15 protein-coding genes are annotated in these 17,001 nt (G+C 73.5%); 9 read left to right on the top strand and 6 right to left on the bottom strand.

What is annotated here, in order from left to right; genetic code table 11:
• Nucleotides 1-18 precede the first annotated feature (18 nt).
• On the top strand, nt 19-1,152 hold the full coding sequence (locus AB0H71_RS21905; protein ID WP_357023814.1) for a DUF5938 domain-containing protein: 1,134 nt from the start codon (nt 19-21) through the stop codon (nt 1,150-1,152).
• Nucleotides 1,152-2,693 (top strand): long-chain fatty acid--CoA ligase, encoded by a 1,542-nt coding sequence (locus AB0H71_RS21900; protein WP_357023811.1) that lies wholly within the window; start codon nt 1,152-1,154, stop codon nt 2,691-2,693. Before AB0H71_RS21905 ends, AB0H71_RS21900 begins: the two co-directional genes overlap by 1 nt.
• On the opposite strand, the gene AB0H71_RS21895 is transcribed toward AB0H71_RS21900, so the two are convergent.
• Entirely contained in the window at nt 2,690-4,606 is a 1,917-nt protein-coding gene (locus tag AB0H71_RS21895) for a hypothetical protein (protein WP_357023808.1), read from the bottom strand. The two genes, AB0H71_RS21900 and AB0H71_RS21895, sit on opposite strands and share 4 nt — an antisense overlap.
• A 111-nt stretch (nt 4,607-4,717) precedes the next feature.
• On the opposite strand from AB0H71_RS21895, the gene AB0H71_RS21890 reads away from it, so the two are divergent.
• On the top strand, nt 4,718-5,962 hold the full coding sequence (locus tag AB0H71_RS21890) for a serine hydrolase (RefSeq protein WP_357023805.1): 1,245 nt from the start codon (nt 4,718-4,720) through the stop codon (nt 5,960-5,962).
• Between the two features lie 3 nt (nt 5,963-5,965).
• On the opposite strand, the gene AB0H71_RS21885 is transcribed toward AB0H71_RS21890, so the two are convergent.
• From AB0H71_RS21885 to AB0H71_RS21875, 3 genes are all read right to left on the bottom strand, one after another.
• Nucleotides 5,966-6,142 (bottom strand): hypothetical protein, encoded by a 177-nt coding sequence (locus AB0H71_RS21885; protein WP_357023802.1) that lies wholly within the window; start codon nt 6,140-6,142, stop codon nt 5,966-5,968.
• A 501-nt stretch (nt 6,143-6,643) separates the two neighbouring features.
• Entirely contained in the window at nt 6,644-6,787 is a 144-nt protein-coding gene (locus AB0H71_RS21880; RefSeq protein WP_357023799.1) for a hypothetical protein, read from the bottom strand.
• Between the two features lie 57 nt (nt 6,788-6,844).
• Nucleotides 6,845-7,312: a GNAT family N-acetyltransferase gene (locus AB0H71_RS21875; protein ID WP_357023796.1), complete on the bottom strand. Its 468-nt coding sequence runs from the start codon at nt 7,310-7,312 to the stop codon at nt 6,845-6,847.
• Nucleotides 7,313-7,466: 154 nt separating this feature from the next.
• Here AB0H71_RS21875 and AB0H71_RS21870 point away from each other — a divergent pair, with 154 nt between their 5' ends.
• Nucleotides 7,467-8,609, top strand: a complete 1,143-nt coding sequence (locus tag AB0H71_RS21870) for a hypothetical protein (protein WP_357023793.1) — start codon at nt 7,467-7,469, stop codon at nt 8,607-8,609.
• A gap of 189 nt (nt 8,610-8,798) precedes the next feature.
• Here AB0H71_RS21870 and AB0H71_RS21865 read toward each other — a convergent pair whose 3' ends face one another.
• A complete protein-coding gene (locus AB0H71_RS21865; protein WP_357023790.1) occupies nt 8,799-9,797 on the bottom strand; it encodes an aldo/keto reductase in 999 nt (332 codons plus the stop codon).
• A gap of 101 nt (nt 9,798-9,898) precedes the next feature.
• On the opposite strand from AB0H71_RS21865, the gene AB0H71_RS21860 reads away from it, so the two are divergent.
• Both AB0H71_RS21860 and AB0H71_RS21855 read left to right on the top strand, forming a co-directional pair.
• On the top strand, nt 9,899-10,729 hold the full coding sequence (locus AB0H71_RS21860) for a helix-turn-helix transcriptional regulator (RefSeq protein WP_357023787.1): 831 nt from the start codon (nt 9,899-9,901) through the stop codon (nt 10,727-10,729).
• 43 nt (nt 10,730-10,772) lie between these two features.
• Nucleotides 10,773-12,527, top strand: coding sequence for an FUSC family protein (locus AB0H71_RS21855; RefSeq protein WP_357023784.1), 1,755 nt, complete (start codon nt 10,773-10,775; stop codon nt 12,525-12,527).
• Here AB0H71_RS21855 and AB0H71_RS21850 read toward each other — a convergent pair.
• Nucleotides 12,520-12,999 (bottom strand): nitroreductase family deazaflavin-dependent oxidoreductase, encoded by a 480-nt coding sequence (locus tag AB0H71_RS21850; protein WP_357023781.1) that lies wholly within the window; start codon nt 12,997-12,999, stop codon nt 12,520-12,522. The genes AB0H71_RS21855 and AB0H71_RS21850 overlap by 8 nt on opposite strands.
• A 75-nt stretch (nt 13,000-13,074) precedes the next feature.
• Here AB0H71_RS21850 and crtI point away from each other — a divergent pair, with 75 nt between their 5' ends.
• The 3 genes from crtI to rho all read left to right on the top strand — a co-directional run bounded on the left by crtI (nt 13,075) and on the right by rho (nt 16,995).
• Entirely contained in the window at nt 13,075-14,580 is a 1,506-nt protein-coding gene (crtI, locus tag AB0H71_RS21845; RefSeq protein WP_357023778.1) for a phytoene desaturase family protein, read from the top strand.
• Between the two features lie 57 nt (nt 14,581-14,637).
• The gene (locus tag AB0H71_RS21840) at nt 14,638-15,645 is read left to right on the top strand and encodes a DUF3349 domain-containing protein (RefSeq protein ID WP_357023775.1); all 1,008 of its coding nucleotides are present in this window, start codon (nt 14,638-14,640) and stop codon (nt 15,643-15,645) included.
• 234 nt (nt 15,646-15,879) lie between these two features.
• On the top strand, nt 15,880-16,995 hold the full coding sequence (gene rho, locus AB0H71_RS21835; RefSeq protein WP_357023772.1) for a transcription termination factor Rho: 1,116 nt from the start codon (nt 15,880-15,882) through the stop codon (nt 16,993-16,995).
• Nucleotides 16,996-17,001: the final 6 nt, after the last annotated feature.

Raw genomic sequence — 17,001 nt, 5'->3', positions numbered from 1 at the left:
CCTGGAAGAGAGACCATCATGACCAGCACCAAGCCCGTCGTCGTCTACGGCGCCTCCGGCTACACCGGCCGCCTCGTCTGTGAGTACCTGCGCGAGTACGGGGTTCCGTTCCTCGCCGCGGGCCGGGACAGCGGCAAGCTGAAGAGTTCGATGGACACCAGTGTGGCGGGCATCGAGACCGCCGACTACGAGATCGCCGAGGTCGGCCACGACGTCGCCGCGCTCACCGAGCTCTTCCGCGGCGCCTCGGTGGTGTGCAATACCGTCGGCCCGTTCAGCTCGTTCGGCCCCGAGGTGGTCGAGGCCTGCCTGGCCGCGGGTGCCCACTACCTGGACACCACCGGCGAGCAGGACTGGCTCATCACCTGCGACGAGAAGTACGGCGCCGATTTCGCCGCCGCCGGGCTGCTGCTCGCGCCCGGGCTCGCGCACATGTACACCACCGGTGAGATCGCGGCCGAATTGTGTTTGGAGAAGCCCGGTCTCGACTCCCTCGATATCGCGGTGTTCTGGGGCGGCTCCCCGACGATCGCCTCCACCCGCACCATTCTGGTGAATGCCGCCACCTCGCGGGCGCATTATCTGCAACAGAACAGCTATGTGGAGTTCGACCCGAACCAGGGGCTGGTGCCGCTGGTGGTGCCGGGGCAGCACGAGCTGGCCATGTCGCTGCCGTGGGGCGGCACCTCGCACCCGGTCTGGTACAAACGCGATCCGCGGGTGGCGAACTGCAAGGCGCAGGGCGGCGTCTTCAACGCGGCGCTGATGCACGGCGTGCCGCAGATCGTCGCGCAGGCGCTGGAGGCGACGAAGGACATGGACCCGGCGGCCAGGGACGAGGCGCTCACCGCGACCGCGGCCCAGGTGATGAATGTGATGCCGCCGCGGGAGAATCCGCGGCTGAACAAGTCGCTGGACTCGGTGTACGCGTCCGGGCCGCTCGGCCGCGCGCACTGCGTCATCCACGGCAACCAGAACTACAAGCAGACCGGGCTGCTGCAGGCATTCGCCGCCTCCTACCTGCTCCAGCAGCCGCCGAAGCGCACCGGGTTCGCCTCCGGCTGCCAGGCATTCGGGCACCGCGAGCTGCTCGGCCAGCTGCGCGCCTTCGGCCTGGTGGCCGAGCCGGTGCTGACCTTCCAGGCGAGCTGATGCGGCTCGTCGACTTCCTGGACAAGGGGGCGTCGCTCGACCCGGGCGCCCCCTGCCTGGTCTGCGACGGCGTCACCGCGAGCTACGCCGAGGTGCTCGACCTCAGCGGGCGGGTAGCGGCGGCGCTGGTGGCGCGCGGGGTGGCGCCCGGCGACAAGGTCGCCATCCTCTCCGCCAACGACCCCACCGCGTTCACCTGCGTCTTCGGCATCAGCCGGGCCGGTGCCGTGTGGTGCCCGATCAACCCGCGCAATGCCGCCGCGGAGAACCGGGACTTCCTCGACCTCACCGACTGCTCGGTGCTGATCTTCCAGGGCTCGTTCGCCGCGCTGGTCGCCGAGATCCGGGACGCACTGCCCGCCCTGCACACCCTGGTCTGCCTCGACGACACCGTCCCCGGCGCGCTCGGCTGGGACGAATTCCTCGGCGCCGCAGGTGATCCCGTCGACCGGCACGCCCCCGACGACATCGCCATGATCGCGGGCACCGGCGGCACCACCGGCAAGCCGAAGGGCGTGCTGCTCACCGGCGCCAACCTGGAGGCCATGACCGCCGTCACGCTCATGAGCTACCCCTGGCCGGTGGACGGCACCCGCCCCCGCTACCTGGCGCTGGCCCCGCTCACGCACGCCGCCGGGGTGCTCTGCTTCCCGGTGCTGTGCCACGGCGGCTCGATCGTGGTCATGCGCGCGCCGGATGTCACCGGCTTCCTCGACCACCTCGAGCGGCACCGCATCACGCACACCTTCCTGCCGCCGACGCTCATCTACCTGGTCCTGGACCACCCGTCCCTGGTCAGCCGCGACCTCTCCGCGCTCCAGTGCTTCTGGTACGGCGCCGCCCCCATGTCGACGGCGCGGCTGGAGGAGGCGCTGCGCCGGATCGGCCCGGTCATGGCGCAGCTCTTCGGCCAGACCGAGGCGCCCATGATGGTCTCCACCATGGCCCCGCGCGACCACTTCGACGGCAGCGGCTCCATCGCGCGCGCCCGGCTCGCCTCGGCCGGTCGGCCGTCCCCGCTGGTCACCGTGGCCATCATGGGCGAGGGCGGTGCGCTGCTGCCGCGCGGCGAGCGCGGCGAGATCGTGGTGCGCGGCTCGCTCGTCATGCGCGGCTACTACAAGAACCCGGAGGCCACCGCCGAGGCGTCGGCGCACGGCTGGCACCACACCGGCGATATCGGCTACCTGGACGCCGACAATTTCCTCTACATCGTCGACCGGGCCAAGGACATGGTCATCACCGGCGGCTTCAATGTCTACTCCACCGAGGTGGAGCAGGCGCTCATGGCGCACCCCGCCGTCGCCGACTGCGCGGTGGTCGGGCTGCCGGACGACAAGTGGGGCGAGCGGGTCACCGCCGTGCTCACCATCCGGCCCGGCAGCACGGTCGACGCCGCGGAGCTGACCGCGTTCGTCAAGGCGCGGCTCGGGAGTGTGAAGGCGCCGAAGCAGGTGGAGGTGTGGGCGGATCTGCCGCGGTCCAAGATCGGGAAGGTGTTGAAGACCGAGATCAAGCAGCAGTTGCTCGCCGGCGCCTAACGCGGGACCACGCCGCCGATCGGGCTGCCGCCGACGCAGACCGTGGTGCCGGGGGTGCGGGAGCGGGCCTCCAGCCCGTCGCCGCCGCCCGGCACCCGGGCGTAGACCGTGCCGGGACCCTGCCGCACCGGGACCCGGACGAAGGGGCCGCCGGGGAAGCGGAGGTCGAGTTCGCCGGGGGCGGAGGCGACGTAGTTGAGCTGGACGGTCCATTCGGCGGGGATGAGCGGGCCGTCGGCGGGGATCGGGGTGGTGGCGCCGCCGGTGACGAGGGTGCCGCAGCCGGGGACCGGGCCGGGGAGGGCGTAGCGGACGGCGAACAGGTCGGCGGGGATCAGGTGGCCGGTGTCGTCGAGGATGGTCAGCTCGGTTGTGGTGGAGCCGATGTCGGTGCGGCCGGGGAGGGCGGCGAAGATGTGGCCGGTCATGTTGTGGGGGTGGGCTACCGGGAGCAGGACCCAGACGGAGACGGGCTGGTCGAGCAGGGGGACGGCCGGGCGGGCGGTGAGGGCGGCTTCGGCATTGGTGAGGTAGGCGCGGGTGGGGTTGTCGGTCCAGGCCGTGGTGAAGGTCGCGGTGGAATAGAGGGATCCGGCGAGGAAGGTCGCGGCGGCCAGTGCGGCGAGCGCACGCTGTCGCGGCGGCGTTTCGGCCCAACGCCGTGGTGCGCTCGAATCGGCGTGGCCGGGCGACGCGGGGCGAGCGCGCTCGGCCGCGAGGTTCGCCCCGCCGGCCGGGGTGCCCGGCGCGCCGGAGTCCAGCGGCGCGGGGACCGGTGGTGTCGCGCGCCCGCGAGCGCGGCGCGGCGCGGCCAGCACGAGGGCGGCGGCGAGCGCGATCACCACCGCGGAATCCGTGTGGTACCGCAGTGTGCGGGCGAGTTCATAGGCCGTCTCGTCCCCGGAGCGGGTGACGATCATGGCCGCCGTCGACACCGCGACGTACCCGGCCGCCGCCACCCACACCCGCCCGGTCCGATACCGCGTGCGCACCGACCACACCAGCGCGGCCGCCACCACCAGCCACGCGAGGATCACCGGCGCGAGCGGCGGATCGGCCCACGGCGGGCTCGGATTCCACCGCTCCCACCGCCACGGCCCGCCGAGCAGCGTCGGCAGCACACCCCACGACACCCCGTGGTTCGCCAGCTCCACCACCATGTCCGCGCGCGGCACCGTGAACCGATCACGCACCAGCGCCACGTACGCGACCGCCCACACGCCGAGCACCGCCGCCGCCCCCCGCCACAGCAGCGCCCCCCGCCGCCACGCACCCCGTCCCTCGGCGAGCAGCACCACCGCCAGCGCCACGAACGGCACCAGCACCGCCTTCTCGAAGAACAGCAGCGCGACAGCGGTCACCGCGATCCCGGAGACCGCGTACCGCCGCTCCCCGGTCCGCACCAGCCGCACGGCATCCCCGGCCACCCAGGCCAGCGCCGCCTGCATCGGCAGCGCGTTCAACCCCGCCGCCCACCAGGCGAAGGCGGGCAGCGTGAGCGGCGTGAAGAGATAGAAGACGAGCGGCCCGAGCAACGCCCACCGCGGCAGCAGCACCCACAGCACCCGCACCACGGCCAGAGACGCCACCGCCTGCCCGATCACCAGCGACAACGCCGCGGGCCACCACCGCAGCGGAAAGAGATCCGTGACCACATGCGCGGCGGCGAAGGCCCCCGGCATGAGGTGCCCGTCGTGGTCGTACCCGAGGAACTCCGCGGAGAACAGCGGATACGTCCCCGACCGCCCGATCAGGATCAGATCGTCCCAGTAGAAGTACCCGCGCCCGGCCACCACCGCCCGCACCACCACCTGCACCGCGACCAGCAGCAGCGCCACCACCAGCACCGGCCGCAGCCGCCCCCGCTCGACAGGGTCGGCGACCGGTGGCGAATCGGCGACGATCACAGCCATGGCGCGGGACCTGACGCGGGCGGCAGCACGGCTCCGATCGTGGCACGGCCGCAGCCCCGCGCCCGATCCGCCCCCGGATGATCGGCCGAAACGGTGATTAAGCTGGGCCGGGTGACTGCCGCGCTGATCCGGGTGCCCGGAGATCTCGACTCGGTGACCACCGTCGGCCCCGAGGACGACCCGGCCGACGCCGGGCTGACCCGCGCCGATATCGACGCCGTGTGGGAGTCGGTGCGCGACTGGTACCGCCTCGGCACCACCCCCGCCATCCAGCTCTGCCTGCGCCGCCGCGGCCGCGTCGTGCTGAACCGCGGCATCGGCCACGGCTGGGGCAATGCCCCGAGGGACGCCCCCGACGCCGAGCGGGTGCTGCTCACCACCGCCACCCCGTTCTGCGGCTTCTCCACCGCCAAGGGGGTCGCCGCCGCCGTCACCGCCCTGCTCATGGAGCGGGGCGCCTTCGCCGCCGACGACCCGGTGGCCGAGTACCTGCCCGGCTTCGCCGCCAACGGCAAGGGCGCGATCACCATCGGCGACGTGCTGACCCACTCCGCCGGGATCCCCTTCATCACCCCGCCCTACCGCGGCTCCGAGCTGGTCGTGGACGAGGAACTGGCGCTGCGCGCCCTTGCCGACCTGAAACCGGCGTGGCCGCGCCGCCGCTTCCGCGTCTACCACGCGCTGACCAGCGGTTTGATCCATCGCGCGGTGGTGCGCGCCGCCACCGGCAAGCGCATCCGGGACCATCTGGCGGAACAGATCCTGACCCCGCTCGGTTTCCGCTGGACGAATTTCGGCGTCCCGGAGGCGCAGGTCGACGCCGTGGTGCCGAGCGTGAAGACCGGCCCGCCCGCCTCGAAGGCCTCGGCCTTTCTGGCCCGCAAGGCGCTGGGCGGGGGAATGAGCGGTGCGATTTCGAAGGACGCGGTGCGCGAATTTCTCACCGCGGAACTGCCATCCGGGAATCTGGTGACGACCGCGGAGGAACTCTCGCGCTTCTACGAGATCCTCACGCGCGGTGGCGAATTGGACGGCGTGCGGATCATGGAGCCGGATACCGTCCGGGCGGCGGTGGCGCCGGCGCCGTGGCTGCCGGGCGCGGCCGGGCGGGTGAGCCGGGCCGGTTTCGAGCTGGGGGCGCGCCGCTCCAAGTTCGGGCGGCACACCGAGGCGCACTTCGGGCGCAGCGGGCTCACCACCCAGTACGGCTGGGGCGACCCCGCCCGCGGACTGTCCGGTGCGGTCCTGACCAATGGCAAGGCCACGACCGACACGGACCGTCCGTGGCGGCTGGTCGCGCAGATCTCCGCGCGCTTCGCCCCGCTACCCGCCGGGGAGCGGACCTTCGACCTCTGAGGTCTACAGGCAGATATTGATGCTGACCGGCGGCGGCACCGGGATGTTGATGCAGACGGAGACCGAGCCGGCGACCGGCGCGGCGGCCGGGGTGTCCGCGAGCGCGGCCGGTGCGGCCAGTGCCCCGGCGGCCAGTGCGATCGCGGTGACGGCGGATGCCCTGGTGACGGTTCTGAGCATGATCGTTCCTCGATGGTGGTGCGGACGGTTGACCCGTCCGATCATGCGCCGCCGCCGCGCGACGGGGCAAGGGGGTTCCGGGCGCGGGCCATCCCGCAGTCCGCTTCGCGCCGCTGGTCACGCACCGCGTTCCGAGGTCCGGACGCAGGTCGGAGGGGCGGCCGCGGTGGTCACGCGCCGATATCGGGGAGGTTCGGGGGGACTACCGTTCGCGGTACGGCTGACCGAGGTGATCGGTCACCGGCTTGCGCGAGCGACGGGCGAGTGCGAAGAGACTACGAGCCATGGGGGATCACCTCGAATCGGAATCGGCGCGCCGGACGCGCACAGCGAAGGAACTTCAGCGGCGGGGAGTGGAAAACCGGTGCCGCACCCACGGGCGGCGCATGACGGGGTCAGGGCGCTCACCCGAGGGCGGCGGCGACCGCCTTCCCGGTATTCGTGATCATGGGAACAAGGGTGACACGGGATCGCGCTCGGGCGCAATCCATTTCCGCGCGGTCAGTCGGAGCCGGCCACGCCGAGGTTGCGGATCCAGTTCTCGTCGTCGAACACGATCGCCTCGGTCAGCGCCTCGATGGAGTCGTCGGCGTCGAGCGGCGCGAAGAGTTCGGGTTCGTTGGGGTCGTCGAAGGGGTTCGTCATACGGGCTGGAATCCCGCTCTTGGTCTCGGGCAAACGCGCTTCCGCGCGGGAACCGGGTCACCCCCCTTGATCCCCCAGCACCAGCGTGAAGAAGGAACTGTTGGGGTCGGGGCGGTAGCCGCCGAACGGCGGGCACGGGGTGAATCCGGCGGCGGTGTAGAGGCGGCGGGCCGGGGCGAAGAACGGCATGGAACCGGTCTCCAGCGAGATCCGGGTGATCCCGCGGCTCGCGGCATCGCGGAGCAGGTGGGTGAGCATGGCCCGGCCGAGACCGCGGCCGCGCCGGGCGGGGTCGGTGCGCATGCTCTTCAGCTCCTCGTGGCCGGGCTCGAGCGTGGCCAGCGCGCCGGTCGCGGCGATGGCGCCGTCGTGACGCAGCACCCAGAGCCGCACCGCGGGGGCGCGCAGGGCGTCGAGGTGGAGGGCGTGCCTGCTCTCCGGGGGTGCGGTGGGGGCGAGGTCGGTGAGGTGGGCGCGCAGGAAGGCGAGGAGGGCCGGGTCGGTGAAGTCCGCGCGTTCGATCACGGATCGATCTTCCGGCACCCGCGCCGCCCGGTTGGCGGGGCGAATCCGGGGTAACGCTCCCGCAAGCCGGGCAGCCGGTGGGTGCGTGAAGGAGTGATCTGCGGTGTTCGTCGTACGTGGAAGCCGCGGAGTCGCCTCCGACACGGAGCAATTGGTGATCGACTGGTTGCAGGCGGGGGAGTCGGCCGGGATCGCCGTCTCCGGGTGTCGGTTGCCCGCGCCGGGCGGGTTGCGGAAGGTGCTCCGCACGGGGCTCGACGCGGATCTCGTGGTCTTCACGCCGCGGTCGTGCGTGGTGATCGATATCGAGATGCCCGCCGAGCCGATGACCGGGGAGATGCAGTGTCCCGCCGCGGAGCCGTGGCGGATGGCGGGGATTGCCGGGGATCCGATCGCGGTGCGGTTGCGGGATACCAATCCGCTGGATCGGCTCACCGAGACGGTCGAAGCGGTGAGAGTTGCCCTCGGTGAGGGGGATTCGGCCGCCGAGGTGCTCGGGCTGCTGGTGGTGGTGCCGTTCGCGGGGGTGCCGCTCACGTTGAATGTGGATCGGGAGGGGTTGCCCGCGGGGACCGATGTGTTGCTCGCGGAGGATCCGCATCAGCTGTACGAGCGGTTGGCGGCGGTGGATCAGGTGCGGGCTGTTTGCTGGACGTCGGAAGGGGTTCGGGGGGCGTTGGATGTGCTGGTGGGGGAGCAGCACGGGCTCACCGACGAGCAGCTCGTCGCGGTGGGGTTCCCCGGGGTGGGATCGTCCTCGCCCGTTTCTTCGGCGCCGACTGCGGGAGCTGCTATGGGGGTGGCCGTCGGTTCGGCGGAGCCGGCTGTCGGAGCGAGCGAGGCACGGACGGGCGCACCAGACGCGTCGGGGGCCGCACCCGTGCCGCCACCGGCCGCCGAAGCCGCTCTCGTGCGGGATGTTTCGGCACCCGAACCACAATCGGGGCCGGCCCCGATTGCGCCGGCCCCAACTCCGTCTGCGTCATCTCCGCCTACCGGAGCGGCAACCGCTCCGCTTCCCCAGGGCGAAACCCCGCCCACGGGCACAAGCCCCACCCTCCACTCCGTGGCCCGCAAGCGCAGCCCCCTCACCTCACTCCTGCTCGCCCTCCTCGCCCTGACCGCCTTCGGCACCGCCCTCTGGCTCTTCAGCCGGTGCGCCGCCGCGGACGACGCCGCCCCGGTCGAGAGCACCCCGCTCCCCGTCCTAACCGTGGCGGACCGCCCCGACCCGATCCCCGCACCCCCGCCCGCCCCGCGCACCGCGACCTGCTACCCGTTCCAATCGGGTTGCTGAGTAGCTTCCCGCTGCGCGGACCGCCTGGCGCGCCGGAGTGGTGCTGACGGGGGAGTCGGCGGCCTCGATCGGCTGGCACACCGGCGGCACCACCGACTCCTTCGGCCCCGACCTCCGCCGGCGCCGTCGCGGAGAACGGCACCGGCGGCGCCTGTTTCGTGGAGCCGGGCGCCGCGCACCGCCTCGACATCACCCGGCCGTGACCCGCTCGGAATCCAGCGCCGCCATGTGCTCGGCCGGATACCGATCCCCGATGACCTCCCCGGCCGGGATCGCCGCCTCCACGGCGGCCAGCTGATCAGCGCTGAGCACCAGCTCCGCCGCCCCGAGCGCCTCGGCGAGCCGCTCCCGGCTGCGGGCGCCGATCAGCGGCACGATATCGCCGCCTCGGGATGCCACCCACGCGATGGCGGTCTGCGCGACGGTGGCGCCGAGCCCGTCGGCGACTGTCCGCAGCGCCTCCACCAGGGCGAGGTTGTGGCTCAGGTGCTCGGCGCCGAAGCGCGGGGTGTGCGCGCGGTAATCGCCCGGCCCGGAGGCGCCCGGCCGCCAGTGCCCGCCGATCAGCCCGCGGGCGAGCACGCCGTACGCGGTGATCCCGATCCCGAGCTCCCGGCAGGTCGCCAGGATGTCGCGCTCGACGCCCCGGGTCGCCAGCGAGTACTCGATCTGCAGATCCGCGATGGGCCGCACCGCCGCCGCCCGCCGAATCGTCGCCGACCCCACCTCGGAGAGCCCGATGTGCCGCACGTACCCGGCATCCACCAGCTCCCCGATGGCGCCGATGGTCTCCTCGATCGGCACGGCCGGATCCAGCCGCGCCGGCCGGTACACGTCGATGTCGTCGGTGCCGAGCCGCTGCAACGAGTGCGCGACCGCCGCCTTGACCGCGTTCGGCCTGGCATCGAAGCCGACGAAGGCGCCGTCCGGGCCGACCTGCGCGCCGAACTTCACGCTCAGCTGGTACCGCTCCCGCGGCAGCCCGCGCAGCGCCTCGGCGAGCAGCAGTTCATTGTGGCCGGTGCCGTAGAAATCACCGGTGTCGAGCAGGGTGATCCCGGCGTCGAGCGCGGCGTGCACGGTGGCGATGCTCTCGCCGCGATCGGCCTCGCCGTAGGCGCCGGACATGCCCATGCAGCCGAGGCCGAAGGCGGAGGTGGTCAGGTTTCCGAGATTCTTGGTGTCCATGCGGCCGAGTCTTCGCCGGATTTCGCGGCGGTGGCAGGACGCGGGCAACCAGGGACTCGCGGTCCCTCCCTGCGCGGGCCGCGCTGCGCCAGACTGGGGTGATGGACCGTGATGCGCTGGCCGAGTTCCTGCGGCGTCGCCGGGATGCCATCCGGCCGGAGGAGGTCGGGCTCCCGGTCGGCGCGCGGCGCCGGACCAGCGGGTTGCGGCGCGAGGAGGTCGCGCAGTTGACCGGGATGTCGGTCGACTACTACGGGCGGCTGGAGCAGGCGCGGGGGCCGCAGCCGTCGACGCAGATGGTGCGGGCGCTGGCGCGGGCGCTGCGGCTCACCCAGGACGAGACGGATCATCTGTACCGGCTGGCGGGGCATGCCGTGCCGGATCGCGGCGGACTCGCCACGCATGTGCGGCCCGCGCTGCTGTACGTCCTGGACCGGTTGCAGGACGCGGCGGCGTTCGTCTGCACCGACACCGAGGTGGTGCTGGCGCGCAACCACCTGGCGGGGTTACTCATGGGCGATATCGACGGGCTGACCGGGTTGTCCGCGAGCGCGATCTGGCGGTGGTTCACCGACCCGCGCTCGCGGGAGCTGGTGCCGGCCGGGGAGTGGGACGAGCACAGCCGGATCCGGGTGGCGGATCTGCGGGTCGCCTGGGCGCGGCGGCGCGCGGACGCCGATATGCGGGAGCTGGTCGACGGGTTGCTGGCGTGCAGCCCGGAGTTCGCGGCGCTCTGGGCGCGGCACGAGGTGGCGGCGCGGCGGATGCAGCGCAAGACCTTCGTGACCAGGGTCGGGGCGATCACGCTCGACTGCGAGGTGCTGGCGGCGGCGGATGGGCAGCATCTGGTGGTGCTGACGCCGCCTGCCGGGTCGGCGACGCTGGAGCAGCTGCGGCTGCTGGCGGTGGTGGGTGCCCAGGTGGTGGGCTGAGCGGCTTGAATGGGGGGATGGGTTCCGAGTCGCTCCTTCCGCTGTGAGCTCGATCCTGCGCGGTGTGGTCGCCGTGAACCGGGTGCCGAGCCGGTGGCGGTTCGCGCTGCGGGCGGCGTTCTGCATGGCGGTGCCCGCGGCGGTCGGGTTGGCGCTCGGGGATATCGCGGCGGGGTTGGCGGCGACGATCGGCGGGTTCACCGCGCTGTACGGGAGTGGGCGGCCGTACGCGTATCGGGCGGCGGAGCTGGGGGTGATCGCGGTGGCGCTGGCGACCGCGGTCGCGCTCGGGGATGCCGCCGCGGCGATTCCGTGGCTGGGGGTGGTGACGGCGACCGGGATCGCGGCGGTGGCGGTGCTGATCTGCCAGGCGCTGGCGATCGGGCCGCCGGGGGCCTACATGATCGCGCTGGCCTGTGCGGCGGGGGTGGGGATCTCGGCCGAGGGGGAGAGCCCGTGGCGGTTGTGGGTGCTCGTGCTGGCCGGGGGAGCGTTCTCCTGGTCGGTGCACATGGCGGGGGCGCTGGTGCGGTTTCGCGGGCCGGAGCGGGCGGCGGTTGCCGCTGCCGAGCGGGCGGTGAATGCCCTCGGTGCGCTGACTGCGGAGGTCGAGCGGGAGCGGGCCGTGGACGCGGCGGCGCGAGCACTGCACGAGTCCTGGGTGGTGCTGATGACCCTGCAACCCGCCGGAACACCCGGCGCGGAACTGCACCGGCTGCGGATCGAGAACCACCGCCTGCACGTGCGCTTCGCGGCGCTGGTGAGCGGCGGCCCGATCCCGGACCCCGGGGCCGAACCGGAGCCGGACACGCTCCCGTTCGGCCGCCCGAGCGGGTGGCGCCTGGTGCTGGCCGCGGTGCGCGGGTCGCACGCCAGGCATGTGGCCGCGCAGGTGGCGGTCGCGGCGCTGATCGCGGGCGGGATCGCGACGGTGCTCGGGGTGGAGCGCGGGTACTGGGCGATCGCGGCGGCGGTGCTGGTGCTCTACAACGGCTTCGACCGCACCCGGACGCTGGTGCGCGGGGTGCAGCGGTTGCTCGGAACGCTTGCCGGGCTGGGGCTGGCCGGGGTGGTGCTCGGGCTGCACCCGCAGGGGGTGTGGCTGATCGTGCTGCTGCTGGTGCTGCAGTTCCTGATCGAGATGCTGGTGGTGCGCAACTACGCGCTGGCCGCCGTGGTGATCACCCCGGCCGCGCTGACCATCGGCTCCGGCGGCAGGCCGGTCGACGACCTCGGGGAGCTGCTGTTGACCCGCGGGGTGGACACGGTGATCGGGTGCGCGGTGGCGTTCGCGGTGCTGCTGCTCGGCGGGCAGCGGTACGACGCGCAGCGCGTGGACCGGGCGCTGGCCGACGCGCTGGACGCCTGCGCGGCGCTGGTGCCGCACCTCGCGGCGGGCACCGTGACCACACGGGAGGCGCGGGCCGCCCGGCGCGACGCGCAGACCAGCGCGATCGCGGTACTGCTCGCGTACGACTCCGCGGTGGCGGGTGGCTCGGCATCGCGGGGCGCCGCCGAGCGGCTGTGGCCCGCGGTCACCGCCGCGCAGCGGGTCACCTACCGGATGCTGGCCGCCTGCTGGCAGCTCCAGCACTCGGACGAAGCGCCGCCGCTCACCGAGGCAGAGGCCGCTCGGCTGGCCGCGGTACTGGAGGCCGCCGCCCGCTTCGGCTCGAATGGACCCGAGGCCGCGGCAGCGAGCAGCCGTCGGGAAGCGGCACCGCCGGACGGTCAGCGGGACCCGGCGCCCGCCTTCGCCGCCGCGGACATCGCGATCCTCACCCGGGCCCTCACCTGACCCGCCGCAGCTCGAAGATCCGGAACCGCCGCCCCGCCGCCATCTTCTCCTCCACCCGATACCCGGGCCAGAACTCCAGCGCCGCCGCCCAGGCCGCCTCCCGCGCGGACCCCTCCAACTCGGAAACCGTCACGGTGAACACCTCGTCGTGCAACCGCACCCGGGCGGAGGAGGCCGCCCGCAGATTGGCCGACCACACCGGATGCTTCGCATTCCCCCAATTCGACCCGATGATCAGGAAGTCCGCCCCGTACGGCACATACAGCAGCGACGTCTCCCGCGGCACCCCGGTCTTGCGCCCGGCCACGGTGAGCCGCAGCGTCGGCAACCCGGCGATGTCGAGCACGCCGAGCCGATTCCCGCTCACCCCGCGCAGGAAGCGCTCGGTGGTCAGGACGAGCGGGGCGGTGCGCATGACCCAGGGCTGCCGGCCGAGCCAGCGGGCGAGGGGCGGGAGCGGATTGGCGGGCACATTCCGGTTTTCCCACCGGCGGCGCGACGAAACGGGCCGCCCGTAGAGTCGGGTGCGACGAGGAAAGGAGGGCGGATGAGCCGGGTTCTGGTCGTCGGCGCCGGCGTCGGCGGGCTGGCGGCGGCGCTGCGGCTGCGGGCGCTCGGGCACGAGGTCACCGTGCTGGAGCAGGCGGCGGAGATCGGCGGCAAGCTCGGGGTGCTGGAGCTGGACGGGTTCCGCTTCGACACCGGGCCCTCGCTGCTGACCCTGCCGCACATCCTCGAGGAGACCTTCGCCGCGGCCGGCACCGCGCTGCACGACGTGCTCGAGCTGCGCCGCCTGCCGATCGCGGCCCGCTACCGCTTCCCGGACGGCACCGAGCTGGACATGCCGGGCACGCTCGCCGAGATCCCGGCCGCCCTGGACGCGGCGCTCGGCCCCGGCCGCGGCGCCCAGTGGTCGGCGCTGCTGCGCCGCGCGGAGCAGATCTGGGACGTCACCCACGAGCCGTTCCTGGAGTCGCCGATGGGGCTGCGCACCATGATCGGTGGCATTGCCACCCCGGACCAGGTGCGCACCGTCGCCCCCTGGCAGACGCTGCGCGGCCTCGGCCGCCGCTACCTCGACGACCCGCGGCTGCGCTTCCTCCTCGACCGCTACGCCACCTACACCGGCTCCGACCCGCGCCGCGCCCCCGCCGCGCTCGCCTCGGTGCCGTGGAGCGAGCAGGCCTTCGGATCCTGGTATGTCAGCGGGGGATTGGGCCGGATCGCCACCGCGCTGCGGGACCGCCTGCTCGAACTCGGCGGCGCACTGGAGACCGAGGCCGAGGTCGCCGAAGTGCTCACCGACCGGAGCGGCCGGGTCACCGGTGTCCAGCTCGCGGACGGCACGCGCCGCGCGGCCGACCTGGTGGTCGCGAATGCCGATGCCGGGCAGGTGTACGGAAAGCTGCTGCGCACCAGGCAGGCTCGGCGCGCGCGGGCCCGGCTGCGCCGCGCGACCCCGTCGCTCTCCGGCTTCGCCCTGCTCCTCGCGCTGGACGACCCGCCACCGCTGCCGCACCACTGCGTCCTCTTCGCCGAGGACTACGACGACGAGTTCGACTCGGTCTTCGGCAGGCGCGGCCCGCTGCGCCCGGCCCGGCGCCCCACCGTCTACCTCAGCGCCCCCGACGACCCGGCCGTCGTGCCCGGACCCGGCACCGGCGCCTGGTTCGTGCTGGCGAACGCGCCCCGGCACGCCCCGGAGCACGACATGGACTGGGACACACCGGGACTCGCCGACCGCTACGCCGACCGGCTGCTCGACCTCATGGCCGAGCGCGGCGTCGACGTGCGCGGGCGGATCCGGCACCGGGCGATCATCCACCCGGCCGAGCTGGAGCGGCGCACCGCGACCCCGGGCGGCTGCATCTACGGCTCCTCCTCCAACGGCCCGCGCGCGGCCTTCCTCCGCCCGGCCAATACCGCGCCGGTGCCGGGGTTGTACCTGGTCGGCGGCTCGGCGCACCCGGGCGGCGGGCTGCCGCTCGTGCTGCTCTCGGCGCGGATCGTGGCGGGGCTGGTCGGCCCGGCGCGCGGTACCGATTCCGGATAGGGTTTCGGTGCCGCCCGGACGGGCATTCGCGGCGGCGAGCACAGGGAGCGTGATGGCGTGAGTTTCGAATGGTCGCAGCTGCTCGGCCGGATCGTCGACTGGCTGCGGGCCGGGTACCCGGAGGGCATTCCCGAGCAGGATCGGGTGCCGCTGCTCGCGCTGCTCGGCCGCCGGTTGAGCGACGACGAGGTGGAGCAGGTGGTGGCCGGGCTTGTCGCGCGGGGCACGCTGCCCGCCGACCGGATCGACGCGGGCGTCGCCATCACCCGGCTCACCCGGGAGCTGCCGCGGGAGAGCGACCTCGCCCGGGTCCGGGAGCGGCTGAACGCGGTGCGCTGGCCGGTCGAGGACGCCTGGCGCCCGCCGGTGCTGCCGGACGGCCCCTCCGAGCACCATGCCCGCGTCGGCTACCACGACGACCTGCGCGGGCTGGCCGAGCTCCTGCACGCCCTGTGCCTGCGGGCGGGCGCGGTCGTCGCGCTGGCCACCACCGCGCTGGTGCGGGCCGAGCTGAGCAGCGCCGAGACCGCCATCGACCTCGCCGCCGAGGCCGGTGCGCTGCGCGCGGAGATCGAGCGCGAAGCGGCCCGGCTGCTCGCGCTGCAATCGCCGGTCGCGGGAGAGCTGCGGCAGGTGGTCACCGCCATCCAGCTCGGCACCCACCTGCGCCGGATGGCCGCGCTGGCCGCGCACATCGCGGCGGCGGCCAGGCGCAGGCACCCGGAGCACGTCGTGCCGGAGCCGGTGCGCCCGCTCGTCGCCCGCATGGGGGCCACGGCCGAGGCCATCGCGACCGCCGCCGCCGAGGTGCTGGAATCCGGCGACGCCGAGGCCGCGGCCGGGCTCGCCGACCGCGACCGGACCATGAACGACCTGCACGAGGAGCTGCTCGCCACGGTGCTCGGCCCGCTCTGGGACCACGGCGTCGCCGCCGCCGTCGACCTCACGCTCATCGGCCGCTACTATGAGCGCTTCGCCGACAATGCCGTCGAGGTCGGCAGGCGCACCGTCTTCATGGTGACCGGGGTCCCGGTCGGCCCGCGCTCGGGCGGACCCTCGCGCTGACCCCGGGAATACCGCGCTGACCGGCACCGTTGCACCGGTCAGCGAGACCTGCCCTTGACCGGGCAGCGAAACCGGTCGTATCCTGGCCGAGTCTTCTCCCCGCGGATGTAGCTCTGCTCCCGCGTTGGAATTCCGAGAATCCCGCTCGCACCCGCGCAGCTTCTGTGTTCTGCGCACGTCCGTGACCGTATGCCCGGACGCTCCCGAAAACCTTACTCTCGCAAGGACATTCCCATGAACAACGAAGAACGTGCCGTCACCGGCATTCTCGACAACACCGGCGGCACCGCCACCCTGCGGGTGCGCGGCTACCTCCCGGACGATGGCGACCTCTACCTCGCGCCCCGCCTGGTGCGCGAAAACGGCCTGCGCCGAGGCGATTTCATCACCGGCGTGGCGGGCCGGGGCGACCGCGGCAAGCGGGACCCGCTGCTGCGCGTCACCGCCGTCAACGGCCTCGACCCGGCGCGGGCGAGAACGCGGCCCGCCTTCGCCGACCTCACCCCGCTGCACCCCGACGAGCGGCTCCGGCTGGAGACCGAGCCGCACGAACTGACCGGCCGCGTCGCCGACCTGGCCATGCCGATCGGGAAGGGGCAGCGGGCGCTGATCGTCGCGCCGCCCAAAGCGGGCAAGACCTCGGTGCTGCGCGCCATCGCGCACGGCATCGCCAAGAACCACCCCGAGTGCGAACTGATGCTGGTCCTGGTCGGCGAGCGGCCGGAGGAGGTCACCGACTTCACCCGCTCGGTGCCCGGCGATATCGCCGCCGCCACCTTCGACCGCACCCCCGCCGAGCAGGCCGGCCTGGCCGAGCTGGCCATCGAGCGGGCCAAGCGGCTGGTCGAGGCCGGCCGCGACGTCGTCGTGCTGCTCGACTCGCTCACCCGGCTGGCCCGCGCCTACAACCTGGCCGCGCCCGCCTCGGGGCGAATCCTCTCCGGCGGCGTCGACTCCGCCGCGCTGCTTCCCCCCAAGCGCTTCCTCGGCGCCGCCCGCAATATCGAGAACGGCGGCTCGCTCACCATCGTCGCCACCACCCTGGTCGACACCGGCTCCCTGGCCGACACCGTGATCTTCGAGGAGTGCAAGAGCACCGGCAACGCCGAACTCGTGCTCGACCGCGCCGCCGCCGAGCGCCGCACCTTCCCCGCCGTCGACCTGCCGCGCTCCGGCACCCGCAGGGAGGAGCTGCTGCTCACCCCCGGCGAACTCGCCGCCGACGCGCTGCTGCGCCGCACGCTCGCCGCGGCCGCCGCAGGCAAACCGCTCGAGCTGCTGCTCACCGGGCTGCGCCAGGCGGGCACCAATGCCGAGTTCCTGGCCGGGATCACCGCGGCCGGGCGCTGAGCGGCG

It is taken from the genome of Nocardia sp. NPDC050697, assembly GCF_040654395.1.
Lineage (GTDB): Bacteria > Actinomycetota > Actinomycetes > Mycobacteriales > Mycobacteriaceae > Nocardia.
Note: the sequence above shows the minus strand (reverse complement) of the source record. Positions and strands in the feature narration are given on the sequence as shown.